At 67.0% G+C, this 21,607-nt stretch carries 20 protein-coding genes; 9 read left to right on the forward strand and 11 right to left on the reverse strand.

The features are described 5' to 3' along the window. Positions 1 to 52 precede the first annotated feature (52 nt). The 3 genes from BLS91_RS15130 to BLS91_RS20985 all read right to left on the reverse strand — a co-directional run bounded on the left by BLS91_RS15130 (position 53) and on the right by BLS91_RS20985 (position 2,752). Complete coding sequence (locus BLS91_RS15130) at positions 53 to 1,306, reverse strand: acyl-CoA dehydrogenase family protein (RefSeq protein WP_092341591.1); 1,254 nt, start codon at positions 1,304 to 1,306, stop codon at positions 53 to 55. A 306-nt stretch (positions 1,307 to 1,612) separates the two neighbouring features. Then, a complete protein-coding gene (locus BLS91_RS15135; RefSeq protein WP_092341592.1) occupies positions 1,613 to 2,482 on the reverse strand; it encodes an alanyl-tRNA editing protein in 870 nt (289 codons plus the stop codon). 147 nt (positions 2,483 to 2,629) lie between these two features. Then, positions 2,630 to 2,752: a hypothetical protein gene (locus BLS91_RS20985; protein ID WP_255408738.1), complete on the reverse strand. Its 123-nt coding sequence runs from the start codon at positions 2,750 to 2,752 to the stop codon at positions 2,630 to 2,632. Positions 2,753 to 2,931: 179 nt separating this feature from the next. Here BLS91_RS20985 and BLS91_RS15140 point away from each other — a divergent pair, with 179 nt between their 5' ends. After that, positions 2,932 to 3,177 carry a hypothetical protein gene (locus BLS91_RS15140; RefSeq protein ID WP_134505318.1) on the forward strand — a complete coding sequence of 82 codons (246 nt, stop codon included), beginning with the start codon at positions 2,932 to 2,934 and terminating at the stop codon, positions 3,175 to 3,177. Positions 3,178 to 3,229: 52 nt separating this feature from the next. On the opposite strand, the gene BLS91_RS15145 is transcribed toward BLS91_RS15140, so the two are convergent. From BLS91_RS15145 to BLS91_RS15155, 3 genes are read right to left on the reverse strand one after another with little or no spacing between them, the layout of a single operon-like run. Continuing rightward, positions 3,230 to 4,576: a threonine/serine exporter family protein gene (locus tag BLS91_RS15145; RefSeq protein WP_092341594.1), complete on the reverse strand. Its 1,347-nt coding sequence runs from the start codon at positions 4,574 to 4,576 to the stop codon at positions 3,230 to 3,232. Beyond that, positions 4,573 to 5,796 (reverse strand): acyl-CoA dehydrogenase family protein, encoded by a 1,224-nt coding sequence (locus tag BLS91_RS15150; RefSeq protein ID WP_241983150.1) that lies wholly within the window; start codon positions 5,794 to 5,796, stop codon positions 4,573 to 4,575. The genes BLS91_RS15145 and BLS91_RS15150 overlap by 4 nt, the downstream gene beginning before the upstream one ends. Positions 5,797 to 5,806: 10 nt before the next feature. Continuing rightward, a complete protein-coding gene (locus BLS91_RS15155) occupies positions 5,807 to 6,667 on the reverse strand; it encodes a DUF4349 domain-containing protein (protein WP_092341595.1) in 861 nt (286 codons plus the stop codon). A gap of 141 nt (positions 6,668 to 6,808) precedes the next feature. On the opposite strand from BLS91_RS15155, the gene BLS91_RS15160 reads away from it, so the two are divergent. Both BLS91_RS15160 and BLS91_RS15165 read left to right on the forward strand, forming a co-directional pair. Then, on the forward strand, positions 6,809 to 7,030 hold the full coding sequence (locus BLS91_RS15160; protein ID WP_092341596.1) for a hypothetical protein: 222 nt from the start codon (positions 6,809 to 6,811) through the stop codon (positions 7,028 to 7,030). Positions 7,031 to 7,032: 2 nt separating this feature from the next. Then, positions 7,033 to 7,872 carry an alpha/beta fold hydrolase gene (locus tag BLS91_RS15165; protein WP_092341597.1) on the forward strand — a complete coding sequence of 280 codons (840 nt, stop codon included), beginning with the start codon at positions 7,033 to 7,035 and terminating at the stop codon, positions 7,870 to 7,872. On the opposite strand, the gene BLS91_RS15170 is transcribed toward BLS91_RS15165, so the two are convergent. Both BLS91_RS15170 and uriH read right to left on the reverse strand, forming a co-directional pair. After that, positions 7,869 to 8,825: an SDR family oxidoreductase gene (locus BLS91_RS15170; protein WP_092341598.1), complete on the reverse strand. Its 957-nt coding sequence runs from the start codon at positions 8,823 to 8,825 to the stop codon at positions 7,869 to 7,871. The genes BLS91_RS15165 and BLS91_RS15170 overlap by 4 nt on opposite strands. A 405-nt stretch (positions 8,826 to 9,230) precedes the next feature. Beyond that, positions 9,231 to 10,181 carry a uridine-preferring nucleoside hydrolase UriH gene (gene uriH, locus BLS91_RS15175; RefSeq protein WP_092341599.1) on the reverse strand — a complete coding sequence of 317 codons (951 nt, stop codon included), beginning with the start codon at positions 10,179 to 10,181 and terminating at the stop codon, positions 9,231 to 9,233. A 192-nt stretch (positions 10,182 to 10,373) separates the two neighbouring features. On the opposite strand from uriH, the gene BLS91_RS15180 reads away from it, so the two are divergent. From BLS91_RS15180 to BLS91_RS15200, 5 genes are all read left to right on the forward strand, one after another. Continuing rightward, on the forward strand, positions 10,374 to 11,492 hold the full coding sequence (locus tag BLS91_RS15180; protein ID WP_092341600.1) for an adenosine deaminase: 1,119 nt from the start codon (positions 10,374 to 10,376) through the stop codon (positions 11,490 to 11,492). 69 nt (positions 11,493 to 11,561) lie between these two features. Then, positions 11,562 to 12,005 (forward strand): PTS sugar transporter subunit IIA, encoded by a 444-nt coding sequence (locus BLS91_RS15185; protein ID WP_092341601.1) that lies wholly within the window; start codon positions 11,562 to 11,564, stop codon positions 12,003 to 12,005. After that, the gene (locus BLS91_RS15190; RefSeq protein WP_092341602.1) at positions 12,002 to 12,277 is read left to right on the forward strand and encodes a PTS sugar transporter subunit IIB; all 276 of its coding nucleotides are present in this window, start codon (positions 12,002 to 12,004) and stop codon (positions 12,275 to 12,277) included. Before BLS91_RS15185 ends, BLS91_RS15190 begins: the two co-directional genes overlap by 4 nt. A gap of 588 nt (positions 12,278 to 12,865) precedes the next feature. Next, complete coding sequence (locus BLS91_RS15195) at positions 12,866 to 13,918, forward strand: NAD(P)-dependent alcohol dehydrogenase (protein WP_092341603.1); 1,053 nt, start codon at positions 12,866 to 12,868, stop codon at positions 13,916 to 13,918. A 344-nt stretch (positions 13,919 to 14,262) separates the two neighbouring features. Then, positions 14,263 to 14,955 carry a DUF1345 domain-containing protein gene (locus BLS91_RS15200; RefSeq protein ID WP_092341635.1) on the forward strand — a complete coding sequence of 231 codons (693 nt, stop codon included), beginning with the start codon at positions 14,263 to 14,265 and terminating at the stop codon, positions 14,953 to 14,955. A 142-nt stretch (positions 14,956 to 15,097) separates the two neighbouring features. Here the strand turns inward: BLS91_RS15200 and BLS91_RS15205 are convergent, their stop codons facing one another. Together BLS91_RS15205 and BLS91_RS15210 are read right to left on the reverse strand one after the other, a co-directional pair. Continuing rightward, the gene (locus tag BLS91_RS15205) at positions 15,098 to 16,879 is read right to left on the reverse strand and encodes a phospho-sugar mutase (RefSeq protein ID WP_092341636.1); all 1,782 of its coding nucleotides are present in this window, start codon (positions 16,877 to 16,879) and stop codon (positions 15,098 to 15,100) included. 389 nt (positions 16,880 to 17,268) lie between these two features. After that, positions 17,269 to 18,102 (reverse strand): purine-nucleoside phosphorylase, encoded by an 834-nt coding sequence (locus BLS91_RS15210; RefSeq protein ID WP_092341604.1) that lies wholly within the window; start codon positions 18,100 to 18,102, stop codon positions 17,269 to 17,271. A 182-nt stretch (positions 18,103 to 18,284) separates the two neighbouring features. Here BLS91_RS15210 and BLS91_RS15215 point away from each other — a divergent pair, with 182 nt between their 5' ends. Further along, on the forward strand, positions 18,285 to 19,721 hold the full coding sequence (locus BLS91_RS15215) for an NAD(P)H-quinone dehydrogenase (RefSeq protein ID WP_092341605.1): 1,437 nt from the start codon (positions 18,285 to 18,287) through the stop codon (positions 19,719 to 19,721). 48 nt (positions 19,722 to 19,769) lie between these two features. Here BLS91_RS15215 and BLS91_RS15220 read toward each other — a convergent pair whose 3' ends face one another. Continuing rightward, entirely contained in the window at positions 19,770 to 21,542 is a 1,773-nt protein-coding gene (locus tag BLS91_RS15220; RefSeq protein ID WP_092341637.1) for an acetyl/propionyl/methylcrotonyl-CoA carboxylase subunit alpha, read from the reverse strand. Positions 21,543 to 21,607 lie beyond the last annotated feature (65 nt).

The following is a 21,607-nucleotide window of genomic DNA, read 5'->3' on the forward strand; positions in this document are numbered from 1 at the left end:
TCGTGAGGCGACCAGCGGCATCCGTCTTGGGGATCTCCGGGCCCGCAAAACGCTACTGGAACGCGGAGATGCCGGTGATGGCGCGGCCGACCACGAGGGTGTTGATTTCGTAGCTACCCTCGTAGGTGTACAGCGCTTCGGCGTCGGCGAAGACGCGGGCCATGCCGAAATCGGTGGAGATTCCATTGCCGCCGAACACAGAACGGCCGAGCGCCACGGACTCCCGCATGCGGGCGCTGGAGGAAGCCTTGGCCAGCGCGGCGTGCTCGGGCCGCAGCGTGCCGGCCTGCTGCAGCTGGGCGATGCGTACCATCGTGCCGAGCGACGTCGTCGCGTTCTCGAGGATGCGTACGAGCTTCTCCTGCACGAGCTGGAACGAGGCGATCGGCTTGCCAAACTGCTGGCGCTCGAGGGCATAGCGCAGGGCATGGTCGTAGGCGGCGAATTGCAGCCCGACGGTCTGCCAGCCGACCCACACGCGGGAGTTGGTGAGCAGCCGGTTGGTGTCGCGAAAGCTCGAGGCTCCCGGAAGGCGGTCGCGCTCGGCGACCACGACATTGTCGAGGGTGATCGTGGCGTTCTGCACGATGCGCAGGGCGATCTTGTTTTCGATGGCCTCGGCCTTGTAGCCGGGCAGGGTGGCGTCGACGATGAAGCCCTTGATCTGGTCGTCGGCGGTGTCGCGCGCCCAGACCAGCACGTTGGCGGCGAAGGTTCCGCTGCCGATCCAGCGCTTGACGCCGTTCAAGGTCCAGCTGGAGCCGCTGCGCGTGGCGGTCGTCTCCATATTGCGCGAAACGTCAGAGCCGTGCTCCGGCTCGGTGAGGGCGAAGGCTCCGATCTTGCGCAGGGAGACGGCGTCGTCCAGGTAGCGTTCGTGCTGGTCGTCGGTGCCGAGCTGGGCAATGGCCGCCGCGAACAGTCCGCTATGCACGCCGACGAAGGTGGAGATGGAGGCATCTACCCGGGAGAGCTCGAGGGTCATGAACCCGTGCAGCAAGAAATTGTTGCCGCGGGCGCACAGCTCAACCAGGTTGAGGGAGGTGAGCACGGGAATGATCTCGAACGGGAAAGTCGCGTTGTTCCAGTGCTCGGCCACGACCGGGCGGATCTCGCGTTCGAACACAGCACGGGCCTGGGCTACGAGCTGCTGTTCCTCGGGGGAGAGCAGGTCCTGGTAGGAGAAGAAGTCGGCGGTGGGGCCGGTGAAGAAAGCGGGGCTGGCGGCATCCGTTTCGGGGTAGGCCGTTGCGTCGTCTATGCCGCGGGTGGCGGCGATGTCGGTGCTGGCAATGACAATGCTCATGGCTGGTCCTCTCTGACCTGGTACACCTGAATTGTGCGCCAATGAGCCCAATTGCGCAATCTCTCGCCTGAAGACCGTGCATAATGCCAAAGACTTGGGGGAGGAGGCCCGCCAGATTGCCCTCTCTGCGCGAGTGGACCGAGCGCCCAATTGTAAGCCCCCGAGGCGGGCGTCAGGAGGTGATCGCCGAGGTGCGTCATCGACCCGTGAGTTTCGTGCGCCGAGGTGTGAGTTTGAGTGCGAATTTTGCTCAAAATGGCCTCAGACTCACACCTCAGCGAGCGGATGGCTACCGCGCGCGACCCGCTAGCGCGTCGCGGAGGTGTTCATAGTCAAAACGTCGGTGCCGTCCAGGTCGTGCAGGCCCAGCGTCACGTTCACGACACCGAGGGTGCTGAGCGACGAAACGTGGGTGCCGCCACAGGGGATTCGCACGCTCGTGCCCGGCAGCTCGCAGACCCAGTAGCGGCGATCGGTCAAAAGGTCGCCGTCGCGGTCGATGTGCACCGCGGCTTCCGTTGATGTCCAGTCCAAGAGGGTCGCGTTGATGGCTGCTTCGAGCTGGGGCAGCGCCTCGGCGAACCCGTCCACGGAGAAACCCTTCTTGCGCAGCGACTTGCCGAGCCGGTAGGTGTCGACCGAGGCGTTCGGCCCGATCAGCGACTCGTCGATGGCGAGGCCGTCGAAGTCGGGATGGCCCAGGGCGTCGGGGCGCACCTCCTTTTTCCAACGGTCGGCGAGTGCGAGGTTGAGCGCGAGCGAGGCGAGGTGGCAGCTCGTGTGCCCGGCGCTCGTACTGTCGCGCAGACCCTCGTCGACCTCGACGGTGACGGTGTCGCCGGCCGACAGCCCGTCCGTCTCGACCACGTGCACGACGACGAAGGCCCAGCCGGGCGTTCCCTTGCCCACCGGAATGTCCTCGCCGATATACAGCGCTGACCCGTCGGTGGCGCCCACGATGCAGTCTTCGACCGGCCAGAAGGCGGCGCCGTGGTGCAGCAGGGCGAGGTCGGGGCCTTGGTCGGGCCAGCCCGCGTCGACCGGATGCACGGGTGTCACGTCGAGCAGAACCGCAAACCCGCCGCCCGGCAGCAGCTCGGAGTGCAGAACGGTCGCCTGGGCGTCGACCGCGCCACCCGGGTAGAGCACACGGGTGTCTTCGGTGGGCAGGGTCATGGCTGGTCCTTTCACTGTGGCAGACGGCGCGTCATCCGAGCGGATGCTACGGCGCAAGCGGGTACATCAACCCAGCGGATTGAAGTGGTGCGAGAAAAAAAGAGGTGCCGCCACGATCGTGGCGGCACCTCGTGCGCTGGTTGGAACCTAGCTCTTGCGGGCCCGAGAAGCGGTCTCTTCAGACTTCGCCTTCTTGTCGGCCCTCTTTTCCTTGAGGGACTTGTCGGCAACCTTCTTGGTTGCATCCTTTTTCGGTGATTTGTCAGCCATTGTGTACTCCTTCGCGCCGAGCCGTGGGGCCCCGTCACCTTGAGAATACGCGGGTTTAGCGCAAACGGCATCTTGCGGCACGGCTCAGCCGGCCAACCCGCCGGCAGCCCTGTGCACGACTGCCGGTGTGTCGTATGCTGTCGCTCTACCGAACCGTTTCTCGTCGAAAGGTCACCCTCATGAGCCATAGCGCCACCTACCGTGCAGTTCTCTTTGGACCGAACCCGATCGCCGCCGGAACCGAAGTGGAGCTGGAATATATCGACGGTGCCTACCAAGACGTCGTGGTGCTCGAGTCGGTCGAAGATACGGAAACGATCACCCGCACCTACAGGCGCGGTCGGGAGACCGAGGAGCCCATTCCGTACCGGTTCGTCGAAGAAGACGTCGCCGAAGACGACGGAGAGGCCGACGTTCCCAACTGACGCGAGTGGCGGCATCCGCTTTCACAGCGGATGCCGCACCCTCGTTCGAAAGTTAAATGCGCTTGGTGGAGTCCCGGCCGAGCCGCACCGGCAGGGCCATGAGCGGTCCGACGAAGCGGCGCTGCAGGCGACGAGCCGGACCCCAGACGATCTGCACAACGTACTGCGACAGAAGAGCGCCGGCCGCGAGTGCCATGGCAATGCCCGCCGCGGTGAGCAGCGAGAGCAGCCCATTGATGTCGCCCTCCGAGAGCTTCAGCAGTCCGCGAAACAGGGTGAGCCCGGGAACGAGTGGTACCAGGGCCGTCACCATGATCACGAGCGGGGGAGTGCGCACCATGCGCGCGGCGACCGCGGCGAGCAGGCCGACGCCGAGGGCGCTCGCCGCTGACCCCCAGACCAGGCCAAATCCGCCGGCCATCGCGGCCACGAACAAAAACTCAGCGAGGGCGCCGAGCACACAAACCACCCAGATCGCCCGCCACGGCACCTGCACGGCGAGTGCAAACCCAATAACGATTACCACGGCAGCCACCAGCAGCACCGGCAGAACGGCCAGGGTCACGATCGGGTTTGATTCGATCTCGAGAACCAGGCCGAACCGCGCCAAAAAAAGCGCCGAACCGGACACCCCGGTGACCAGGCCGGCCGTGATCAGCAGCGCCTCGACCAACCGGGCGGTGCCGGTGAGGTAGAACCCCGACAGTGTGTCGTGCACGGCGCCGAAGGTGGTGACGCCGGCCAGGAGCATGATGATGGTGGCGACGACCACGAGCGAGGGGCTCGCGGTGGGGTCGATCACGCCCACGATCGCGGCGACGATCGGGCCGACCGCACCGCCGACCACGGTCTGGTAGAACAGCGGAACTTGCCGGTGGTCGAGCACCGAAGTGATCCAATCGATGATCCAGGTGGCGATGAACGCGGCGATGATCACCGTCGGCCCACCGCCGATCAGCACGGCAGCGCCCGCACCGACCAGGCTCCAGCCGATGCGGCGCCACTGTTTGGGCACCTGCGGCTTCGAGCTGACGATGGTCGCCAGAATCTTGCGCGCCTCGGCCACCTCGATCGGCTTCTCGATGATGTCCGCGATCAGCTCCGAGGTGGCGGTGAGCTTGGAGTAGTCGAGGGTTCGGTATTTCACGTTGCGGCTGCGGGTGATCGACTCGTGCGTCGCCGGGTCTTCCTGCGTGAGCGTGATGATGGTGTGCGTGATGTTCGCGTCGGTGCCCTTGAGCCCGTAGGCACGGGTGAGCGCGATCATCGCGGCGGTCGCGTCTTCGGCACCGGCTCCGGCGGTGAAGATAACTTCCGCGAGTCGCATGGTGAGGTCGAGAACGGCCCGGGTATAGCCGGAGTGGTCGAGGGTGATGGCGGTGGTCTTGCTGAAGGTCATGGGGTGCGCAGATCGATCGGGCCGAGAACGGATGCTGCGGCGGTGGCGTGCGCGGAATCCGCGTCGGAGGGGTGGAAGAAACCGGCGAGCACGTCGCGGTAGAGCCGGGAGAGTTCGGAGGTCGTGTTGTAGGCCTGGCCGCCGGCGACTTGCACGGCGGTGTCCACGACGAACTTGGCGTTCTGTGTGGCCCGGTATTTGAGCCCGGACAGCTGCGCGAACCAGGCCGGTCCGACCGTGAACGAAAGCTCGTCGACCGCGCGGGCGAGGGCGTCGATTTGCGGGTAGATGCCGTCCATCGCGATGACGAGGTCGCCGACCCGCCATCGGGCCACCGGATCCTGCGCATGCGTGCGCCCGTCGTTCTTCAGCGAGGTGCGCCGGTGCGCTCCCGCGACGGCGAGCTCCAGCGCGCGCCGGCCGATTCCGGTGTAGACCGCGGAGAGCAGAATCTCGAAGTTGGCGAAGATTCCGGCCACGAGCGGGTCGCCGTTCGGACCGACCGGCAAGCGTCGCACGACCCGGTCGGGGCGGGCGAGAGCGCCGTCGAGCACGGTGCTCTCGCTCTGGCTGGCGCGCATGCCGAGGGTGTTCCAGTCATCTTTGGAGCGGATGCCGGCATCCGCTTTCTCGAGAAACGCCCAGACGATCGCGGGGTCTGACGGGTCGGTCGAGTCGAGTCCGAGGGTGCCGAGCCGGGTCCAGGCGGGGGACAGCGACGTGAAAACCTTGGTGCCGGTGAACCGGTAGCCGCCTTCTGGCGTAGGGCGGGCGTCCGTTTGGGAGCCGAACAGAACCAGGTCGTTGCCGGGTTCGCTCACGCCGAAGCCGAAGATTTCGCCTCGGCCGGCCTCGTCGAGCAGAAAGTCGAGCGAGCGGTCGCCCTGGGCGTGCAGGCCGCGGGCGACGCCGGTCCAGACCAGGTGCATGTTCACGGCGAGGGCGGTGGCCGGGGCGTGCGCGGCCAGTCGGGTCTGCTCGCGCATGATCTGCTGCAGGGTGAGTCCGAGTCCGCCGAACTCTATCGGCACCAGGGCGCGCAGGTAGCCAGCGGCGACGAGCGCTTCGAGGTCTTCGGTGAAGAACGCGTTGGCCTGGTCATACCCGGCAGCCCGCGAGCGGATGCCCGCCAGCAGCTCGGCGGACAGCAGCGATTCGTCGCTGGAGGGTACAAAAACGGGCGCCGCGGGCAGGGCTATAGCAGGGAGAAACTTGGTCACACAGACAAGCCTATGCAGCCTTGCGGCGCCGCGCGAACATGCGCACGATCAGAAGCACAATTGTCCCCACAATCGCCAGCAGGACCAGCCAAGGCAAGGCAACTCCGAGGCCCACCAACAGGCCGCCGAGGGCGGTCACGAGGGCGGTCCAGCCGGCGATGATTCCGCTCCAGAAGGTGTCGGGACCGCTCGCGGCGACGGTGCCCTCCGCGACCAGTTCGAGCTGCACGGTGGAGTAGTCGATCTGGTCGGCGAGGTAGTCGCGCTGGGACTGCAGGCTTTCCAGCTCGCCCTGGCGACTCGACAGGGCACTTTCGATGCTGATCAGGTCGGCCGTGGTGGTGGCCGACGCCATCAGCGCCAGCAGCCGGTCGACCGAGGTGGTCAGCGCGGTGATGCGGGCGTCGAGGTCCTGGCTCTGCTGGGTCACGTCCTGCGCGGTGAGCGTGACGAAGTTGAGGGTGCCGAGCTTTTTCAGCTCGGCCAGGGTGCGGTCGAGTTCGTCGGACGGAATGCGCAGGGTCAGGTTGGCGCTGGCCGGCTGCACGTCGGTGGCCGGGTTTTCGCTGCGGCTGTCGACCCGGCCGCCGGCCTGTTCCGTGATCGTGACGGCCGATTCGCTCGCTTTCACCGGGTCGGTGGCGGTGATCGAGAGGGATCCGGTGGTGATGACATCGCGGCTGGAGGTGTTCACGTCGCCGGTGGTGCCGGTGACGGAGGCCTTATCGCCCGCGGCAGGAGCTACGCCGCCGGAGACGCTTTCCGACGAATTTCCCGAATCGCTGCTCACCGAGCTGCCGCTGTTCGTCGTGCATCCCGCCAGCAAAACGGCCGCCAGAAAAACCGCGATCACACCCCAAGTTCGTCTCATGTCTCACTGTATTGGCGCGCCGACGCCCGGGACTGGAGGCAGTCTGGGAGTCGGATCACAATTGGGACTCGATGTCTGTCCCCCGAAGTAAGGTCGTGGGGTCGGCGGTTCAGCCCGACTCGCAACGACCAGGAGGACGACATGGGATTCATTGACGATGCCAAGGATGCACTCGACGCCACCGGCAAGAAGATCGGCCGGGCTGTGGATGACGCCAAGGACCGCGTCGAAGACAAGGCCGATGAGGTCAAAGCCGACGCCAAGGTGAAGAAGGCGGAGGGCGACGTGAAGCACGCCGAGGCCGAGCGGGGCGTCACCGAGGCCAAGAATGACTTCAAAGCCACGCTGCGCGACGATAATTAGATATGACCTGGTGGGCGGAGCGGATGCGCAGAGCGCGTCGGCCCCGCCCGCCGCTCTTGCACGTCGCAACGGATGCCGGCAGCGGCCCGGTCGTCATTCTCGTGCACGGCATCGCGTCGTCGTCGGTCACCTTCTACGAGGTGATCCCGATGCTGACGCCGAATCACCGGGTGATCGCCGTCGACATTCTGGGCTTCGGCCAGTCGCCCGCGCCAGACGGGTGTGAGTACCGGCTGGAGGATCATGTCGGGGCCTTGGCCGCGACCATCCGCTCGCTGAAGCTGAAGGAACCATTCGTTCTGGTCGGGCATTCGCTTGGCAGCCTGATCAGTACCCGGTATGCGGCCATGGAACGGCACGGTCGGTTCTGGGCAGCGTGGCGCCGGCTGACCGCCCGCGGACCGGTCTCCCGCTTGCTGCTGGTGGGACCGCCGGTGTATCTGTCGCCGAGTGATATCGGGGATCCGCGGGTGCGGGCCCGGGTGAGCGCCTACCTGCGTGCCTACGATTTTCTGCGCGCCAACAAGGAGTTCACACTCGCCAACGCCGCGATCATGTCGCGCCTGCTGCCCAAGGGCATCTTCGAGCTGACCGAGAAAACCTGGACGCCGTTCATCAAATCGATGGAGCACTGCATCGAATCGCAGACCGTGGTGAGCGACATCGCGAGCCTCACTGTGCCGGTCGATGTGATCTATGGGGCGCTCGACGCGTTCATCGCGCAGGGCAGCATGACCGTGATCGAGCGGATGCGCCACGTCACCATGCACCGCGTGGAGGCCAACGACCACATCATTCGGAAGCGCCTTGCCCGGGTGCTGGTGAAGGTGATCGACGGCTAGACGGCCGGGAAGGTGACCCCGGTGAGCTCCTCGGAGAGCGACCAGAGGCGGCGGGCATCCGCTTCATCGAGGGAGCGCGGGGGCAGCTTGGCCGGCGCGGGGCTGCCGGTGAGTTCGCCGAATCCGCCGGGGCCGTAGTAGCCGCCGCCGGCCGCGGCCGGGCTCGTCGCCGCGTAGAGTGCGGGCAGGATGCCCTGGTCGATCTGCTGCCACATCCAGCCGATGCGGTGGCTGGCTTCGTTCACGGCGAGGAAGACCTTCGCCGACGCGCCGTTGTGCGTGGGCCCGGTGATCTGCAGGTTCGTGACGGTCGCGCCGGGGTGCGCGGCGACGCTGCGTACTCCCCAGCCCCCGACAATGCTGCGCCGGTTGAGTTCGCGCGCGAACATGAGCGTCGCCAGTTTGGAGAGAGCGTAGGCGCGGTGCGGGCGGTAGCGCAGGCTCTGCAGGTCGGTGAAGTCGAGGCGGCCGGTGCGGGCGATCAGGCTTGAGAGGCTCACGACCCGGCTGGTTCCGGCGGCGCGCAGCAGCGGAAGCAGGTGGGCGGTGAGCGCGAAGTGGCCAAGGTGGTTGGTGCCGAACTGCAGCTCGAACCCGTCTTCGGTCTCGTCGCGCACGGGCGGCATCATGAGGCCGGCGTTGTTGAGCAGGATGTCGATCGGGCGGCCCTCCTTAGTGAGTTCCTCGCCGAATCCGGCGACGCTTGACAGCGACGCGAGGTCGAGGTGACGGATGCTGAGGGTCGCGTCGGGGTTCTCCTCCTTTATCCGTTTGATGGCCTCGCTGCCCTTCTCCTCGTTGCGCACGGCGAGGATGACCTCGGCGCCCGCCCGGGCGAGGCGGCCGGTGAGTCCGAACCCGAGTCCGCTGTTGGCGCCGGTGACGACGGCGAGCTTGCCGCGCAGGTCGGGAACCTGGATATCGGGGAGGGTCTTGGTGCTGGTCTTCGTCATGAGGCTCCCGTTGTCGTGGTGCTCTATTGAACCCGTTCGGGCGGGGGAAGTCACGCGGCTGCCGGTGTGCCGGGCACATTCACGGGTGCGCACTGGCCGGTCTGCGACTGCTCTGCGGCTGCTCCGCGGCTGCGATTTCGCTCCAAGACAATGCCCCAACTCCCGCGCATTGGCGCAGCCCCCGCGAATCAGCGCACCTCCCGCGCAGCGTGGCACCACCTCACCGTGCCACGTCCCGCCTGACCCACCTGCTCGCACCCTCGCTGAGCTTGCCCCGCTGCTCGCCTGACCCCTCACTCTCGGGGACGGGGCCCAGGCCCCGTCCCCGGGCCCAGTTTACAAACTGGGCCCAAGGCCCGGGCCCGGGCCCCGTCCGTCTTGCCGGCGCCCTGCAGGCCGGAGCGCTCAGCCCTGCGGCGGGTCGCCGATGCGTTCGAGGGCGTCGACGATGAGCGCCCAAAACTTCTCGTGGTCCAGGTCGACGGCCACCTGGGTGGTGCAATCCGATGGGGCCGGCGCGCGAAAGTCCGCTACGGTCATGCCGAGGGTGAGGGTTCCGGCCAGTTCCACGTCGAGCGGAGCCTTCCGCACGGTGATCACACTCGGATCGATCACGTAGGCGACCGCGCACGGGTCGTGCACCGGTGGAAAGTCGAAACCCTGTGCATCCTTGTAGGTCTCGGCGAAGAAGGCCAGCAGATCGCCGACGAACCGGGCCGGCGCCGTGCCGACGGCCGCGATGCGGGCGACGATATCGGGGGTGGCGAGAGCCTGGTGGGTCAGATCGAGCCCGATCATGGTCAACGGCCACTTCTCGTTGAAGACGATGTGGGCGGCTTCGGGATCGATGACGATGTTGAACTCGGCCGTGGCCGACCAGTTGCCCACGTGGTAACCGCCGCCCATCAGCACGACCTGTTTGACCCGCTCGACGATGCGCGGCTCCTTGCGGGCGGCGAGGGCGATGTTGGTCAGCGCGCCGGTCGGCACGAGGGTGATCTCACCCGGCTCGTGCGCCATGATCGTGTCGATGATGAGGTCGACGGCGTGCCGGCCGTCGAGCTCGAGCGTGGGTTCGGGCAGCACCGGGCCGTCGAGGCCGGACTCGCCGTGAATCGACGGCGCCGTCTCAATCTGCCGAACCAGTGGGCGCGGGCATCCGGCGGCAAATGGCACCCCGGTGATGCCGGCCACGCGGGCGACCGAGAGAGCGTTGCGGGTGACCTTGGCGAGGGTCTGGTTGCCCATCACGGTGGTCACGGCGACGAGGTCGATGTTCGGATTGCCGTGCGCGAGCAGCAACGCGATCGCATCGTCGTGGCCGGGGTCGCAGTCGAGGATGATTTTGGTGGGCACAGCTCAGGGTACGTGGTCGTGCGCTTTCCGGGCCCGGTGCAGTCTGCAAGACGCAGCGAGGACGGGCGACCAAAGCGACGGGAGGCGCGGCATCCGCTCACCGCATTTCTGATGGTCCGTCCAGAGCGCCTCCGATAAGCTGGGCGCGCGGTTGTAGTTCACATCCGCCCCCGTACCGAGGAGCTTGTTCGTATGACTTTGATCGAGGAATTCCTCATGCCCGGCGGCGGCACGAGCATCAACACCCTGCCCAAGGTCTCCCTGCACGACCACCTCGACGGCGGCCTGCGCCCGCAGTCCATCATCGAGCTGGCCGACTCCATCGGATTCGTGCTTCCCACAACGGATGCTGACGCCCTGGGCGAATGGTTCTCCGACCAGTCCAACGCCGGCTCGCTCGTGGAATACCTGAAGACCTTCGACGTCACGACGGCCGTGATGCAGACCCGCGAGGGCCTCAGCCGCGTCGCCCGCGAATTCGTTGAGGACCTCGCCGACGACGGAGTCATCTACGGCGAGATCCGCTGGGCTCCCGAGCAGCACCTGGCCCGCGGACTCACCCTCAACGAGGTCGTCGAAGCCGTGCAGGACGGTATCGAAGCAGGCATCGAGAACGTCGAGCAGTCCGGCCGCAGCATCCGCATCGGCCAGCTCATCACCGCCATGCGCCACGCGAACCGCGGCCTCGAGATCGCCGAACTCGCCGTGCGCTACCGGTTCGACGGCGTCGTCGGGTTCGACATTGCCGGTGCCGAAGCCGGCTTCCCGGCCGGAAACCACCGGGCAGCCTTCGACCTGCTGGCCCGCGAATTCATGCCGGTCACCGTGCACGCCGGCGAGGCCGACGGACTCGACAGCATCCGCGGCGCCCTGTTCGACGGCCGCGCCCTCCGCCTCGGCCACGGCGTGCGCCTGGCCGAAGACGTCACGATTGAACGTCAGGACGACGACAACACCTTCGTCACCCTCGGCCCGGTGGCCCAGTGGGTGCGCGACCGCGAGATCACGCTCGAACTGAGCCCCTCCTCGAACCTGCAGACCGGAGCGGTCGCCGCCTGGGGCGAGGAACTGTTCGACCACCCGTTCGACCTGCTCTACCAGCTCGGCTTCAAGGTCACCGTCAACACCGACAACCGTCTGATGAGCGACACGACCCTCACTCAGGAGCTCGCCCTGCTCTCGGATGCCTTCGGTTACGACCTCGGCGACCTCGAGACCTTCCAGCTTAACGCGGCCCACGCCGCCTTCCTGCCGCTGGAAGACCGCGAAGAGCTCGTCGAAGCCATCGAAGCTGGCTTCGGCGACGCCTGAGACCGGCCGCCCGAGCCGGCACCTCCACGACCCGGCTCACCCGCACCACCCGTTTACCCGAAAGAAATCATGCCTCTCCCGCACCTCCCGCTAAACGCCATCACCATCGGCGCGCACGCTGACGACTGGCCGGCCGCCATCACGGCGGCCGGTGACGCCCTCGTGCGTTCCGGCGCCGCGACATCCGCTTATACCGAGCGCATGATCGCGGTGATTCGTGAATTCGGCGCGTATATCGTGATCGCGCCGGGCCTGGCGCTCGCGCATGCCCGTCCGGGAGCGGATGTTCTCACCGACGGACTCTGCGTCGTCACCCTCGCCGAGCCGGTCGCCTTCGGGCACCCGCACAACGACCCGGTCAGCGTGATCGTCGGTCTGGCCGTGACCGGCGCCGACGACCACCTGCAGTTCGTCGCCGAACTCGCCAACGTGTTCAACGACCCGAAGGTGATTTCGGCGCTGGCCGGCGCGACCACCGCCGAGTTCGTGCAGAGCGTGTTCGGTCGATCATGAAGATCGTCGTGATGTGCGGAATCGGCCTGGGCACTTCGGCCATCCTCAAGGTCAATGCCGAGCGCGCCCTGGAACGCCTCGACATCGACGCTAGTGTGCAGGCCACGGATGTCGCCGGTGTGCGCGCCGCCGCCGCCGACGCGCAGGTCATCCTGACTTCGTCGGAACTCGTCAACGCGATCGGCAAGACCAACGCCGACGTCATCGTCATCAACAACTACTTCGACGTCGACGAACTCGTCGCCAAGCTTGAGGTCGCCCTGGGCTCCTAGCCCCCGCTTTGTGCGCACGCGGGTAGCGTTCGGTGCCCGCATTGTGGACGGTTTACGCATCCCCGATGGTGCCCGCATTGTGGACGGGGCCCAGGCCCCGTCCACGGGCCCAGTTTATAAGCTGGGCCCCGGGCTATAAGGTGGGCCCGGCGTGCCGATTCCCCCCTTGGAACTTTCCGGGCCCGGTCCCGGAAACCGGGCCCATGATAGATCATGGGCCCGGTCCCCGAAGGTGGGCCCGGCACCCGCACGCCGTCGCCCACTCGGCGAGCGCCGCAAAATGGATACCCGCCAGCGCGAGCACGCCGCGCGGCGGCATCCGCTCGCCGAGCCGTGAGTTTCAGCCCGGTTTAAGCAAAAATGGCCTGAAACTCAAGGGTCGGCGAACGAAACTCACAGCTCGGCAAAACTGACGCTACCGCTCCCTCAAACCAACGGAAGCGGATGCCGCAGCCCAAGCCGCGCCGCGGCATCGGCTCACGACGCTGTGGCATCGTTTCGCGACCAGTACGGCCAGGCACGAGGAGTACGGTTATATGCGTATACATGTACTGACCTAATTGCCTGAAGCATTAGAAAGAAGAGAAAATGCGCGCCGTCGTATTTGAGGCTTGGAAGACTTTCCCGACTTTGAAGGACATCGAGAAGCCCACACCCGGTCCGGGTGAAGTGCTGCTGAAGGTGGCCGGTGCGGGCGCGTGTCACTCCGATGTTGCCGTGTACAGGGATTTCGAGGCAGCCACAGCGCCCCCACAGCTCGCGCCCAGTTATGTGCTGGGTCACGAAAACTCCGGCTGGGCCGAAGAGCTCGGGGAGGGAGTCGAGGGCATCACCCTCGGCGACGCCTTCCTGGTCTATGGCCCGATCGGCTGCGGACACTGCGTGGCGTGTTCCCGGGGCGAAGACACCTACTGCTCCAACGCTGCCACGATGCCGTACCTGGCATCGGGCCTCGGCCGCGATGGCGGCATGGCCGAATACATCGTGGTTCCGGCACGCAATCTGGTGCCGCTCGGCGATGCCGATCCAATTGCGGCCGCGCCGTTGTCGGACGCGGGCCTCACGCCGTATCACGCGATCAAGAATTCCCTGCCAAACCTCGCTGGCGGCGGCAAGTTCGCCCTCGTTGTCGGGCTGGGCGGCCTCGGCCAGGTTGCCGTGCAGATCCTCACGGCGCTCACCGGCGCCACCGTGATCGCGACCGATTCCAAAGCGGATGCCATGACTCGCGCAGAAGCGCACGGCGCCATCACCGTGGCCAGCGGCCCGGACCAGGCCGCGAAGATCCGCGAAATCACCGGTGGACGCGGCGTCGACGCCGCCTTCGATTTCGTGGGAATCGCCCCGACCATCGCCCTCGCCACCTCCGTCATGGCGACCAAGTCGCGCCTCACCGTCGTGGGGATCGCGGGGGGAAAGTACGAGTGGTCATTCTTCACCACGCCCTACGAGTCCACCTTGACGAACACCTATTGGGGAACCATCGAGGACCTCTACGAGGTCGTGGCCATGTACAAGGCCGGGCAGATCACGCCCGATGTCGAACTCTTCGCCATGGAAGACGCCCTCGAGGCGTACCGCAAGCTCGAAGCCGGAGAACTCACCGGCCGCGCTGTCGTCGTGCCGCACCTCGCCCGGTAGCCCGCCGCTGGCTGCGCGCCGGCGGAGGCGTGGCATCCGCTGCACCGTGGACGGGGCCCAGGCCCCGTCCACGGGCCCAGTTTCTAAACTGGGCCCCGGGCCATAAGGTGGGCCCGGCGAGCGGATTCCCCGCCACCCCGCCTTCCGGGCCCGGTCCCGGAAACTGGGCCCATGATCAATCGTGGGCCCAGTTCTCGAAGGTGGGCCCGGCGCGCCGATGCCGCCCTCACGCCGCTGACCGGCCGCGCCGCGCGACTCCGAAACCCCGCACTCCTCCTAGTCCGAAACCCCGCACGGCGCGTGGGCACGCCCAATGACCGCACGACGGGCCTATGCTCAGCGGCATGAGCGACAATGTGAAGCAGGGTGCCAGGGCCGAACATCGCTGGCCGGCCGTACTCGGGTTGCTGATTGCGCTCGCGCTCTACGCGACGCTGCCCAGCACGTTCCTGCCCGGCCTGCGCTACACGGTCGTCGCCATCGGTATCGCCCTGCTGATCCCGCTCATCGCCCTGAACCCGCATCGGCTGCACCGGGAGACCCGCTGGTCGAAATATATCGCCACTGGCCAGGCCTTTCTGCTGGTCGTCGCCAACGAGGTCGCGCTCGTGCAGCTCGTTATCCAGCTCACCTCGAGCGGCAAGAGTGACGGCCCGACCCTGCTGCTCGCGGCGCTGCAGGTGTGGGTGACCAACGTGATTGCGTTCGCCCTGGTCTACTGGGAACTCGACCGCGGCGGCCCGGTCTCCCGGCGGCATGCCGACCGTGCGGACTTTCCCCCGGCCGACTTTCGCTTTCCGCAGGACGAGGACCACGACGCCATCGACGAGGTCGCGGCCCGCTCCTCGCGGCGCATCGGCTGGGTCGCGTCATACTTCGACTACGTGTACTTCTCGCTGTCCAACTCCATGGCGTTTAGCCCGACCGACACGATGCCGCTCTCGCTGCGCGCCAAGTCGCTCATGGCGCTTGAATCGTTCGGCGGCTTCGTGCTGCTCGCCCTCGTGATCGCCCGGGCGGTCTCCCTGCTCGGCTAGCCGCCCCCGAACCACCGCGCCGCGGACGGGGCCCAGGCCCGAGCCCTGGGCCCAGTTTATAACCTGGGCCCGTGGACGGGGCCTGGGCCCCGTCCGTGAAAGCCCGAGCACTGAGTAGCGCACGCGCGCCCAGCCGCACCGCCTACGCGATCAGCGCTCGCATGCCCCGATCGAGCTCATCGAGCGCCGCCTGCGCCGCAGCGCGCCGCTCGACCAACGTGCCGACCGTGCTGCGGGTGTCGATGTACACCTTGAGCTTCGGTTCGGTTCCGCTCGGGCGCACCATGACGCGCGACCCGTCCGTCAAACGGATGCGCAACACGTCACTCGGGGGAAGGTCGCCCAACCCCCAGCGAAAGTCGTCGATCTCGTCGACCCGAATGCGCCCGACGTGGGTCGGCGGGGACTCCCGCAGACGCGTCATCACGAGCGCGATCGTGGACAGTTCGGACACCCGCACTGAGATCTGACCCGACGCGAAGTGTCCGAACTTCTCGCTGAACAGGTCCAGGTAGCCGGCGAGAGTGGTCCCCTCCGACTTGAGGTCGCTCACCAGCGAGAGCAGCGCGACCGCGGCCGAGATGCCGTCCTTGTCGCGCACGGTCTCCGGGTTGACCAGGTAACCGAGCGCCTCTTCGAACCCGTAGACCAGGTTAGGCACCCGCGATACCCACTTGAATCCGGTGAGGGTTTCCACGAAACGCAGGCCGTAGGCATCCGCTACCGCATGCAGGGCGGGAGACGACACGATGGAACACGCGAGTGCGCCGGCCTCCTCAGTGATAACAGCGTCAGGGTCAGAACCAGCCAGCGCAGCGGCCCGCCAGCCGAGAATTGCGCCAACCTCGTTGCCGCTCAGCCGGCGGTAGCCGCTCGCGCTGGACAGATCGGGGATGGCCACGGCGAGGCGGTCCGCATCCGGATCGTTGGCGATGATCAGCTCGGCGCTCACCTCGCGGGCGGTCTCGTAGGCGAGATCCATGGCGCCGGGCTCTTCCGGGTTCGGAAACGCGACGGTCGGAAAGGCGGCGTCCGGGGCGATCTGCGCGTCGACCAGGGTCGGCAGGTCGAAGCCGGCCTTGACGAGCACGCGGCGGGTGGTATCCCAGCCGACCCCGTGCATTGCGGTGTACACCGCGTTCACCTGCGCGCGCGGCGTGTGCGCGATGCCGGCTGTCGCCGCGATGTAGGCGAGCACGACGTCTTCCTCGGCGGTCTCATACGTCCCGCGCGGAAGCTTCAAGACGTGCTCGTCGGCGGCGACGCGCAGAATCTCGTCCGAGATCGCCTTGTCATCGGGGGAGACGATCTGCGCGCCGTTGTTCGCGCCGCCCAGATACACCTTGTAGCCATTGTCATTGGGCGGGTTGTGTGACGCGGTCACCATCACACCGCAGCTCGCGTCGAAGTGCCGCACCGCGAACGCGAGAACGGGCGTCGGCAGCAGACGCGGCAAGAGGATGGCGCGCACCCCCGCGCCCGCCATCAGCGCCGCCGTGTCGGTCGCGAAGACGTGCGAGTTCTTGCGTCCGTCGTAGCCGATGACCACCGATGGCGTCACGCCGGGCGCTGCGTGCCGGCGCAGGTAGGTGGCGAGGCCGGCCGCGGCCTGCGAGACGAGCACGCGGTTCATGCGGTTCGGTCCGGCGGAAATTTCGCCGCGCAGCCCGGCCGTGCCAAAGGCAAGGCGGGTGTCAAAGCGCGAGTGTAGGTTCGACAGGGCCACCGTGTCGCCATCGTCGACGGCATTGATGAGAGCGCGCAGCTGCGCCTGCGTCTCCGGATCGGGATCCTGATTCAGCCAGGACCTGGCCGCCTGCAGCAGCGCCGCTGTGCGGTCGCTCGGAGTCTCCGGCGCCTCGTGCGCGACCGGAGCCGTTGCGAGGTCGTCGACATCGTCGTTTGCCGTGCCATCAGGGCTCATCGTCTGGATGGCAACGGTCCGTTCTGAGCCGGCATCGTCGCTGTCGTGCACGATGGTCTGCATGGCGACGGTGGGCTCGGAGCCGGCATCGTCGCTGTCCTGCACGATCGGCAGGGCGCGGGTCGGGGTGTGCACTTCGTCGGCCGCGTCGGGGTCGGTGACGTGCGGCGCGGCATCCGAGGTGGCTGGCTCCGAGGTGGCTGGCGGCGTTGCGGGCGCGGTAACGGGCGCACCGACCGGCGCGGTGACCGGCGCAACGACCGGCGCAGTGACCGGCGGGGCCGAAGGGGTCACGTTGGCCGCGGCATCCGCTGGCGGGCCGGAATGGCGACCGCCGCTGCGCGAAACCGTCGGGGCGTCGTTCTCGGAATCGCCACGCTCGCTGCCGGTCACAGCTTGGCCACGATCCGGGCGAGGAGCGCGCTGATCACGGGTTCGGCCAGCGCGCCGGCCTCGATCACTTCGCCGTGACTGAGCGGGGTCTTCTGAATGCCGGCGGCGAGGTTGGTGATGAGCGAGAGCCCGAGAACCTCCATGCCGGCCTGCCGGGCCGCGATGGCCTCGAGCGCGGTCGACATTCCCACGATGTGGCCACCGATGGCCTTGGCCATCTGTACCTCGGCGGGCGTCTCGTAGTGCGGCCCGCGAAACTGGCAGTACACGCCCTCGTCGAGGGTTGGGTCGATGCCGCGCGCGAGATCGCGCAGTCGCTTCGAGTACAGGTCGGTCAGGTCGACGAAGTTCGCGCCCTCGATCGGGGAATCGGCAGTCAGGTTGATGTGGTCGCTGATCAGTATCGGGGTTCCGGGCTTCCACGATTCACGGATGCCGCCGGCCCCGTTGGTCAAAATCATCGTTGTCGCACCGGCCGCCGCCGCCGTGCGCACACTGTGCACAACCCGGCGCACGCCGTGGCCCTCGTAGTAGTGCGTGCGGGCGCCGATCACGAGGGCGCGCTTGCCTCCGGGAAGCAGGATTGAGCGCAGCGTGCCGGCGTGGCCGACCAGCGCTGGAGCGCTGAACCCGGTGATATCTGCGGCGGCCACGGTGTGCGTGGTCTCGCCGATCAGGTCGGCGGCCTTGGCCCAGCCGCTGCCGAGGGTGAGAGCGATGTCGTGCCGGGGCACTCCCGTGATTCCGGCGATCTCCGCAGCGGCCGAACGTGCTGCCTCAAACGGATCTGTTTCGGGCAGGTCTAACGGGTTGATCTCGTTCGTGAACATTTCACTACTCTAGAACCCCCACCTTGAGCACGGAGATTCTGCGCGAATTCTGCTCATCGGCGCGCCGAACGGCCGTCGAAACGGTCATTCGGCGTGTTTTCGCCCTTTTCGAGGGACAAACCGGGCTCTGCGGGCGGCGAAGCGGTTTTGTGGGGGCTCGGCGCCTTGAGAGAATGGAGTACATGGCCTATGAGTTCGAACGCAAGCAGCGCATCGCAGTACTGGGCGGTGGGCCCGGCGGATACGAAGCGGCCATCGCCGGAGCACAACAGGGTGCTGACGTCACCCTCATTGAAAGCGTCGGTGTCGGCGGTTCCGCCGTGATAACGGATGTCGTCCCCTCCAAATCCCTCATCGCCACGGCCGAGGCCTCGAACTCGATCGGCGAGGCCACCGACCTCGGCGTGCAGTTCTTCGTGCGCGGAGAAACGGGCAAGCCCCTGCGCCCGGAAGTGGCCATCAACCTGGCCGCCGTCAACAAGCGCCTGCTCGCCCTCGCCCGCCAGCAGTCCGAAGATATGAAGGCCACGCTCATTCGCGCCGGCGTGCGCTACGTACAGGGCCACGGACGCCTCGACGGCACCACCGGAATCATCGTCGCCACCTCCGGCGACTCGACCGCCACCGACTTCGACCGCATCGACGCCGACACCCTCGTGGTCTCGGTCGGGGCGAGCCCCCGCGTGCTGTCCTCCGCACTTCCCGACGGGGAGCGCATCCTCACCTGGACCCAGCTCTATAACCTCAAGGCCATCCCCGAGCACCTGATCGTGGTCGGATCGGGCGTCACCGGCGCCGAGTTCGCCTCCGCCTATCGTGCCCTCGGCGCCAAGGTCACCCTCATCTCCAGCCGCGACCAGGTTCTGCCCGGTGAAGACGCCGACGCTGCCAACGTCATCGAAAACGTCTTCAAGCGCAATGGCATGACGGTGCTGTCCAAGTCGCGGGCCTCCTCGGTGGAACGCACCAAGACCGGCGTCATCGCCACCCTCGAAGACGGACGCACGGTCGAGGGCAGCCACTGCCTCATCGCCGTCGGCTCCATTCCGAACACCGCCAACATCGGGCTGGAGCAGGCCGGCGTGCAGATCACCGACTCCGGTCACATCCAGGTCAACCGCGTCGCCCGAACCTCGATTCCGAACATCTACGCGGCCGGGGACTGCACGACCGAGATTCCGCTGGCATCCGTTGCGTCGATGATGGGCCGCACCGCCGTCTTCCACGCCATGGGGGACACCGTCAACCCGATCGAGATTCGCAACGTGGCCGCGAACATCTTCACGCAGCCCGAGATCGCGACCGTCGGCTACACCCAGAAGCAGATTGAAGACGGACTCGCCCAGGGCGAGATCTACAAGTTGCCCCTGTCGCAAAACCCGCGCGCCAAAATGATGGGAATCAAGGACGGCTTCGTCAAGCTGTTCGCCCGCACCGGCAGCGGCACGGTCATCGGCGGCGTCATCGTTGCCCCCAAGGCCAGCGAGCTCATCTTCCCGCTCGCCCTCGCCGTCGAGCACCGCCTCACCGTCGACGAGGTTGCGCGAACCTTCCCGGTCTACCCCTCCCTGACCGGCTCCATAACGGATGCTGCGCGAGCGATGCACGTAGTCCTCTAGTTCCTCAATCCCCGCGCCTGCTCGAAAACGAGGCGCGAGGGCTGAAGGCTAGGCGGCGTCGGAGACCGTCAGCAGCACCGAGCCGGAAGAGACCGTCTCGCCGACGACGGCGGCGACGTTGCCCACGGTGCCGTCGCGGTGCGCGACGAGGGGCTGCTCCATCTTCATGGCTTCGAGCACGAGCAGCAGGTCGCCCTTGACGACCAGGTCGCCCTCGGCGACGAGGAGCTTCACGATGGTCGCCTGCATCGGCGCCTTGATGGCGTCTCCGGTGGCGGTGTCGACGGAGTGCAGGCCGCCGCGACGCTTCGGTGCTGGTCCCACCGAACGGGCGCTCGCGCCGCCGGGAAGCAGACGGGTGGGCAACGTCACCTCGATGCGGCGTCCCTCCACCTCCACGACGATACTGTGGCGCTTCTGCTCGCCCGGGGCGTCTTCCATGCTGCCGCTCCACGGTTCGATGTCGTTCTCGAACTCGGTCTCAATCCAGCGGGTGAAGACCGTGAAGGGCTTGCCATCGGTCGGCGCGAAGGCCGGGTCGCGCACGACCTTGCGGTGAAAGGGCAGCACGGTGGGCAGGCCGGCCACCTCGAACTCGTCGAGGGCACGGCGCGAACGCTCGAGCGCTTGTTCACGGGTTGCGCCGGTGACGACGAGCTTGGCGATGAGCGAGTCGAACGATCCGCTAATCACATCGCCCGACTGCACGCCGGTGTCGACACGCACGCCGGGGCCGCCGGCGGGCTTGAAGACGTGTACCGGGCCGGGGGCGGGCAGAAAGCCGCGGCCGGCATCCTCTCCGTTGATGCGAAATTCAAAGGAGTGAGCGGATGCGACCGGGTCGCCGTAGGTCAGTTCGCCGCCCTCTGCGAGGCGGAACTGCTCACGTACCAGGTCGATGCCGGTGACCTCTTCGGAGACGGTGTGCTCGACCTGCAGGCGGGTGTTAACTTCGAGGAACGAGACGGTGCCGTCCTGGCCGATCAGAAACTCGCAGGTTCCGGCGCCGAGGTAGCCGACCTCTTTCAGAATTGCCTTGGACGCGCGGTACATCTCGGCCGTTTGCGCTTCGGTGAGAAACGGTGCCGGCGCCTCTTCGACGAGCTTCTGGTGCCGGCGCTGCAACGAGCAGTCGCGGGTCGACACGACGACGACGTTGCCGAGCATGTCGGCGAGGCACTGGGTTTCGACGTGGCGGGGGGAGTCGAGATACTTCTCGACGAAGCATTCGCCGCGACCGAAGGCTGTAATGGCCTCCCGAGTGGCGGAGTCGAACATTTCGGCAACCTCGTCGCGGGTGCGGGCCACCTTGAGGCCGCGGCCGCCGCCACCGAAGGCGGCCTTGATCGCGACGGGCAGGCCGTGCACGTCGACGAAGGCGAGCACCTCGGCGGCATCGCTGCACGGGTTCAGGGTGCCGGGCGCCATCGGTGCATTGACCTTTTCGGCGATCTTGCGGGCCGAGACCTTGTCGCCGAGCTGCTCGATGGCCTCGGGCGACGGCCCGATCCAAATGAGGCCAGCGCCGATCACGGCGCGGGCGAAGTCGGCGTTCTCGGCCAGAAAGCCGTAGCCGGGGTGCACGGCGTCAGCGCCGCTCCGGCGGGCGATCGACAGAATCTTGTCGATGACCAGGTAAGTTTCGGCGCCGGTGGTGCCGTCGAGACCGTACGCCTCGTCGGCTAGACGGGCGTGCAGAGCGTCGCGATCCTGGTCGGCGTAGACGGCGACAGAGAGAATTCCACTGTCTTTCGCGGCACGGATGACCCGAACGGCGATCTCGCCTCGGTTGGCGATGAGGACCTTCGTTATGAGTGACACAATCACTTAGCCTATTGCCCGCCGCCGCATCCCTTTTGGTTCTGTCCCACAAAAAGACCCGGCAG

Origin of the sequence: Cryobacterium flavum (genome assembly GCF_900103805.1) — a bacterium.
GTDB classification, from domain to species: Bacteria; Actinomycetota; Actinomycetes; order Actinomycetales; family Microbacteriaceae; genus Cryobacterium; species Cryobacterium flavum.

Coding starts and splice junctions, on each gene's coding strand:
- BLS91_RS15130 (WP_092341591.1), bottom strand. CDS start 1,306: ATGAGCATTGTCATTGCCAGCACCGACATCGCCGCCACCCGCGGCATA.
- BLS91_RS15135 (WP_092341592.1), bottom strand. CDS start 2,482: ATGACCCTGCCCACCGAAGACACCCGTGTGCTCTACCCGGGTGGCGCG.
- BLS91_RS20985 (WP_255408738.1), bottom strand. CDS start 2,752: ATGGCTGACAAATCACCGAAAAAGGATGCAACCAAGAAGGTTGCCGAC.
- BLS91_RS15140 (WP_134505318.1), top strand. CDS start 2,932: ATGAGCCATAGCGCCACCTACCGTGCAGTTCTCTTTGGACCGAACCCG.
- BLS91_RS15145 (WP_092341594.1), bottom strand. CDS start 4,576: ATGACCTTCAGCAAGACCACCGCCATCACCCTCGACCACTCCGGCTAT.
- BLS91_RS15155 (WP_092341595.1), bottom strand. CDS start 6,667: ATGAGACGAACTTGGGGTGTGATCGCGGTTTTTCTGGCGGCCGTTTTG.
- BLS91_RS15160 (WP_092341596.1), top strand. CDS start 6,809: ATGGGATTCATTGACGATGCCAAGGATGCACTCGACGCCACCGGCAAG.
- BLS91_RS15165 (WP_092341597.1), top strand. CDS start 7,033: ATGACCTGGTGGGCGGAGCGGATGCGCAGAGCGCGTCGGCCCCGCCCG.
- BLS91_RS15170 (WP_092341598.1), bottom strand. CDS start 8,825: ATGACGAAGACCAGCACCAAGACCCTCCCCGATATCCAGGTTCCCGAC.
- BLS91_RS15180 (WP_092341600.1), top strand. CDS start 10,374: ATGACTTTGATCGAGGAATTCCTCATGCCCGGCGGCGGCACGAGCATC.
- BLS91_RS15185 (WP_092341601.1), top strand. CDS start 11,562: ATGCCTCTCCCGCACCTCCCGCTAAACGCCATCACCATCGGCGCGCAC.
- BLS91_RS15190 (WP_092341602.1), top strand. CDS start 12,002: ATGAAGATCGTCGTGATGTGCGGAATCGGCCTGGGCACTTCGGCCATC.
- BLS91_RS15195 (WP_092341603.1), top strand. CDS start 12,866: ATGCGCGCCGTCGTATTTGAGGCTTGGAAGACTTTCCCGACTTTGAAG.
- BLS91_RS15200 (WP_092341635.1), top strand. CDS start 14,263: ATGAGCGACAATGTGAAGCAGGGTGCCAGGGCCGAACATCGCTGGCCG.
- BLS91_RS15205 (WP_092341636.1), bottom strand. CDS start 16,879: ATGAGCCCTGATGGCACGGCAAACGACGATGTCGACGACCTCGCAACG.
- BLS91_RS15210 (WP_092341604.1), bottom strand. CDS start 18,102: ATGTTCACGAACGAGATCAACCCGTTAGACCTGCCCGAAACAGATCCG.
- BLS91_RS15215 (WP_092341605.1), top strand. CDS start 18,285: ATGGCCTATGAGTTCGAACGCAAGCAGCGCATCGCAGTACTGGGCGGT.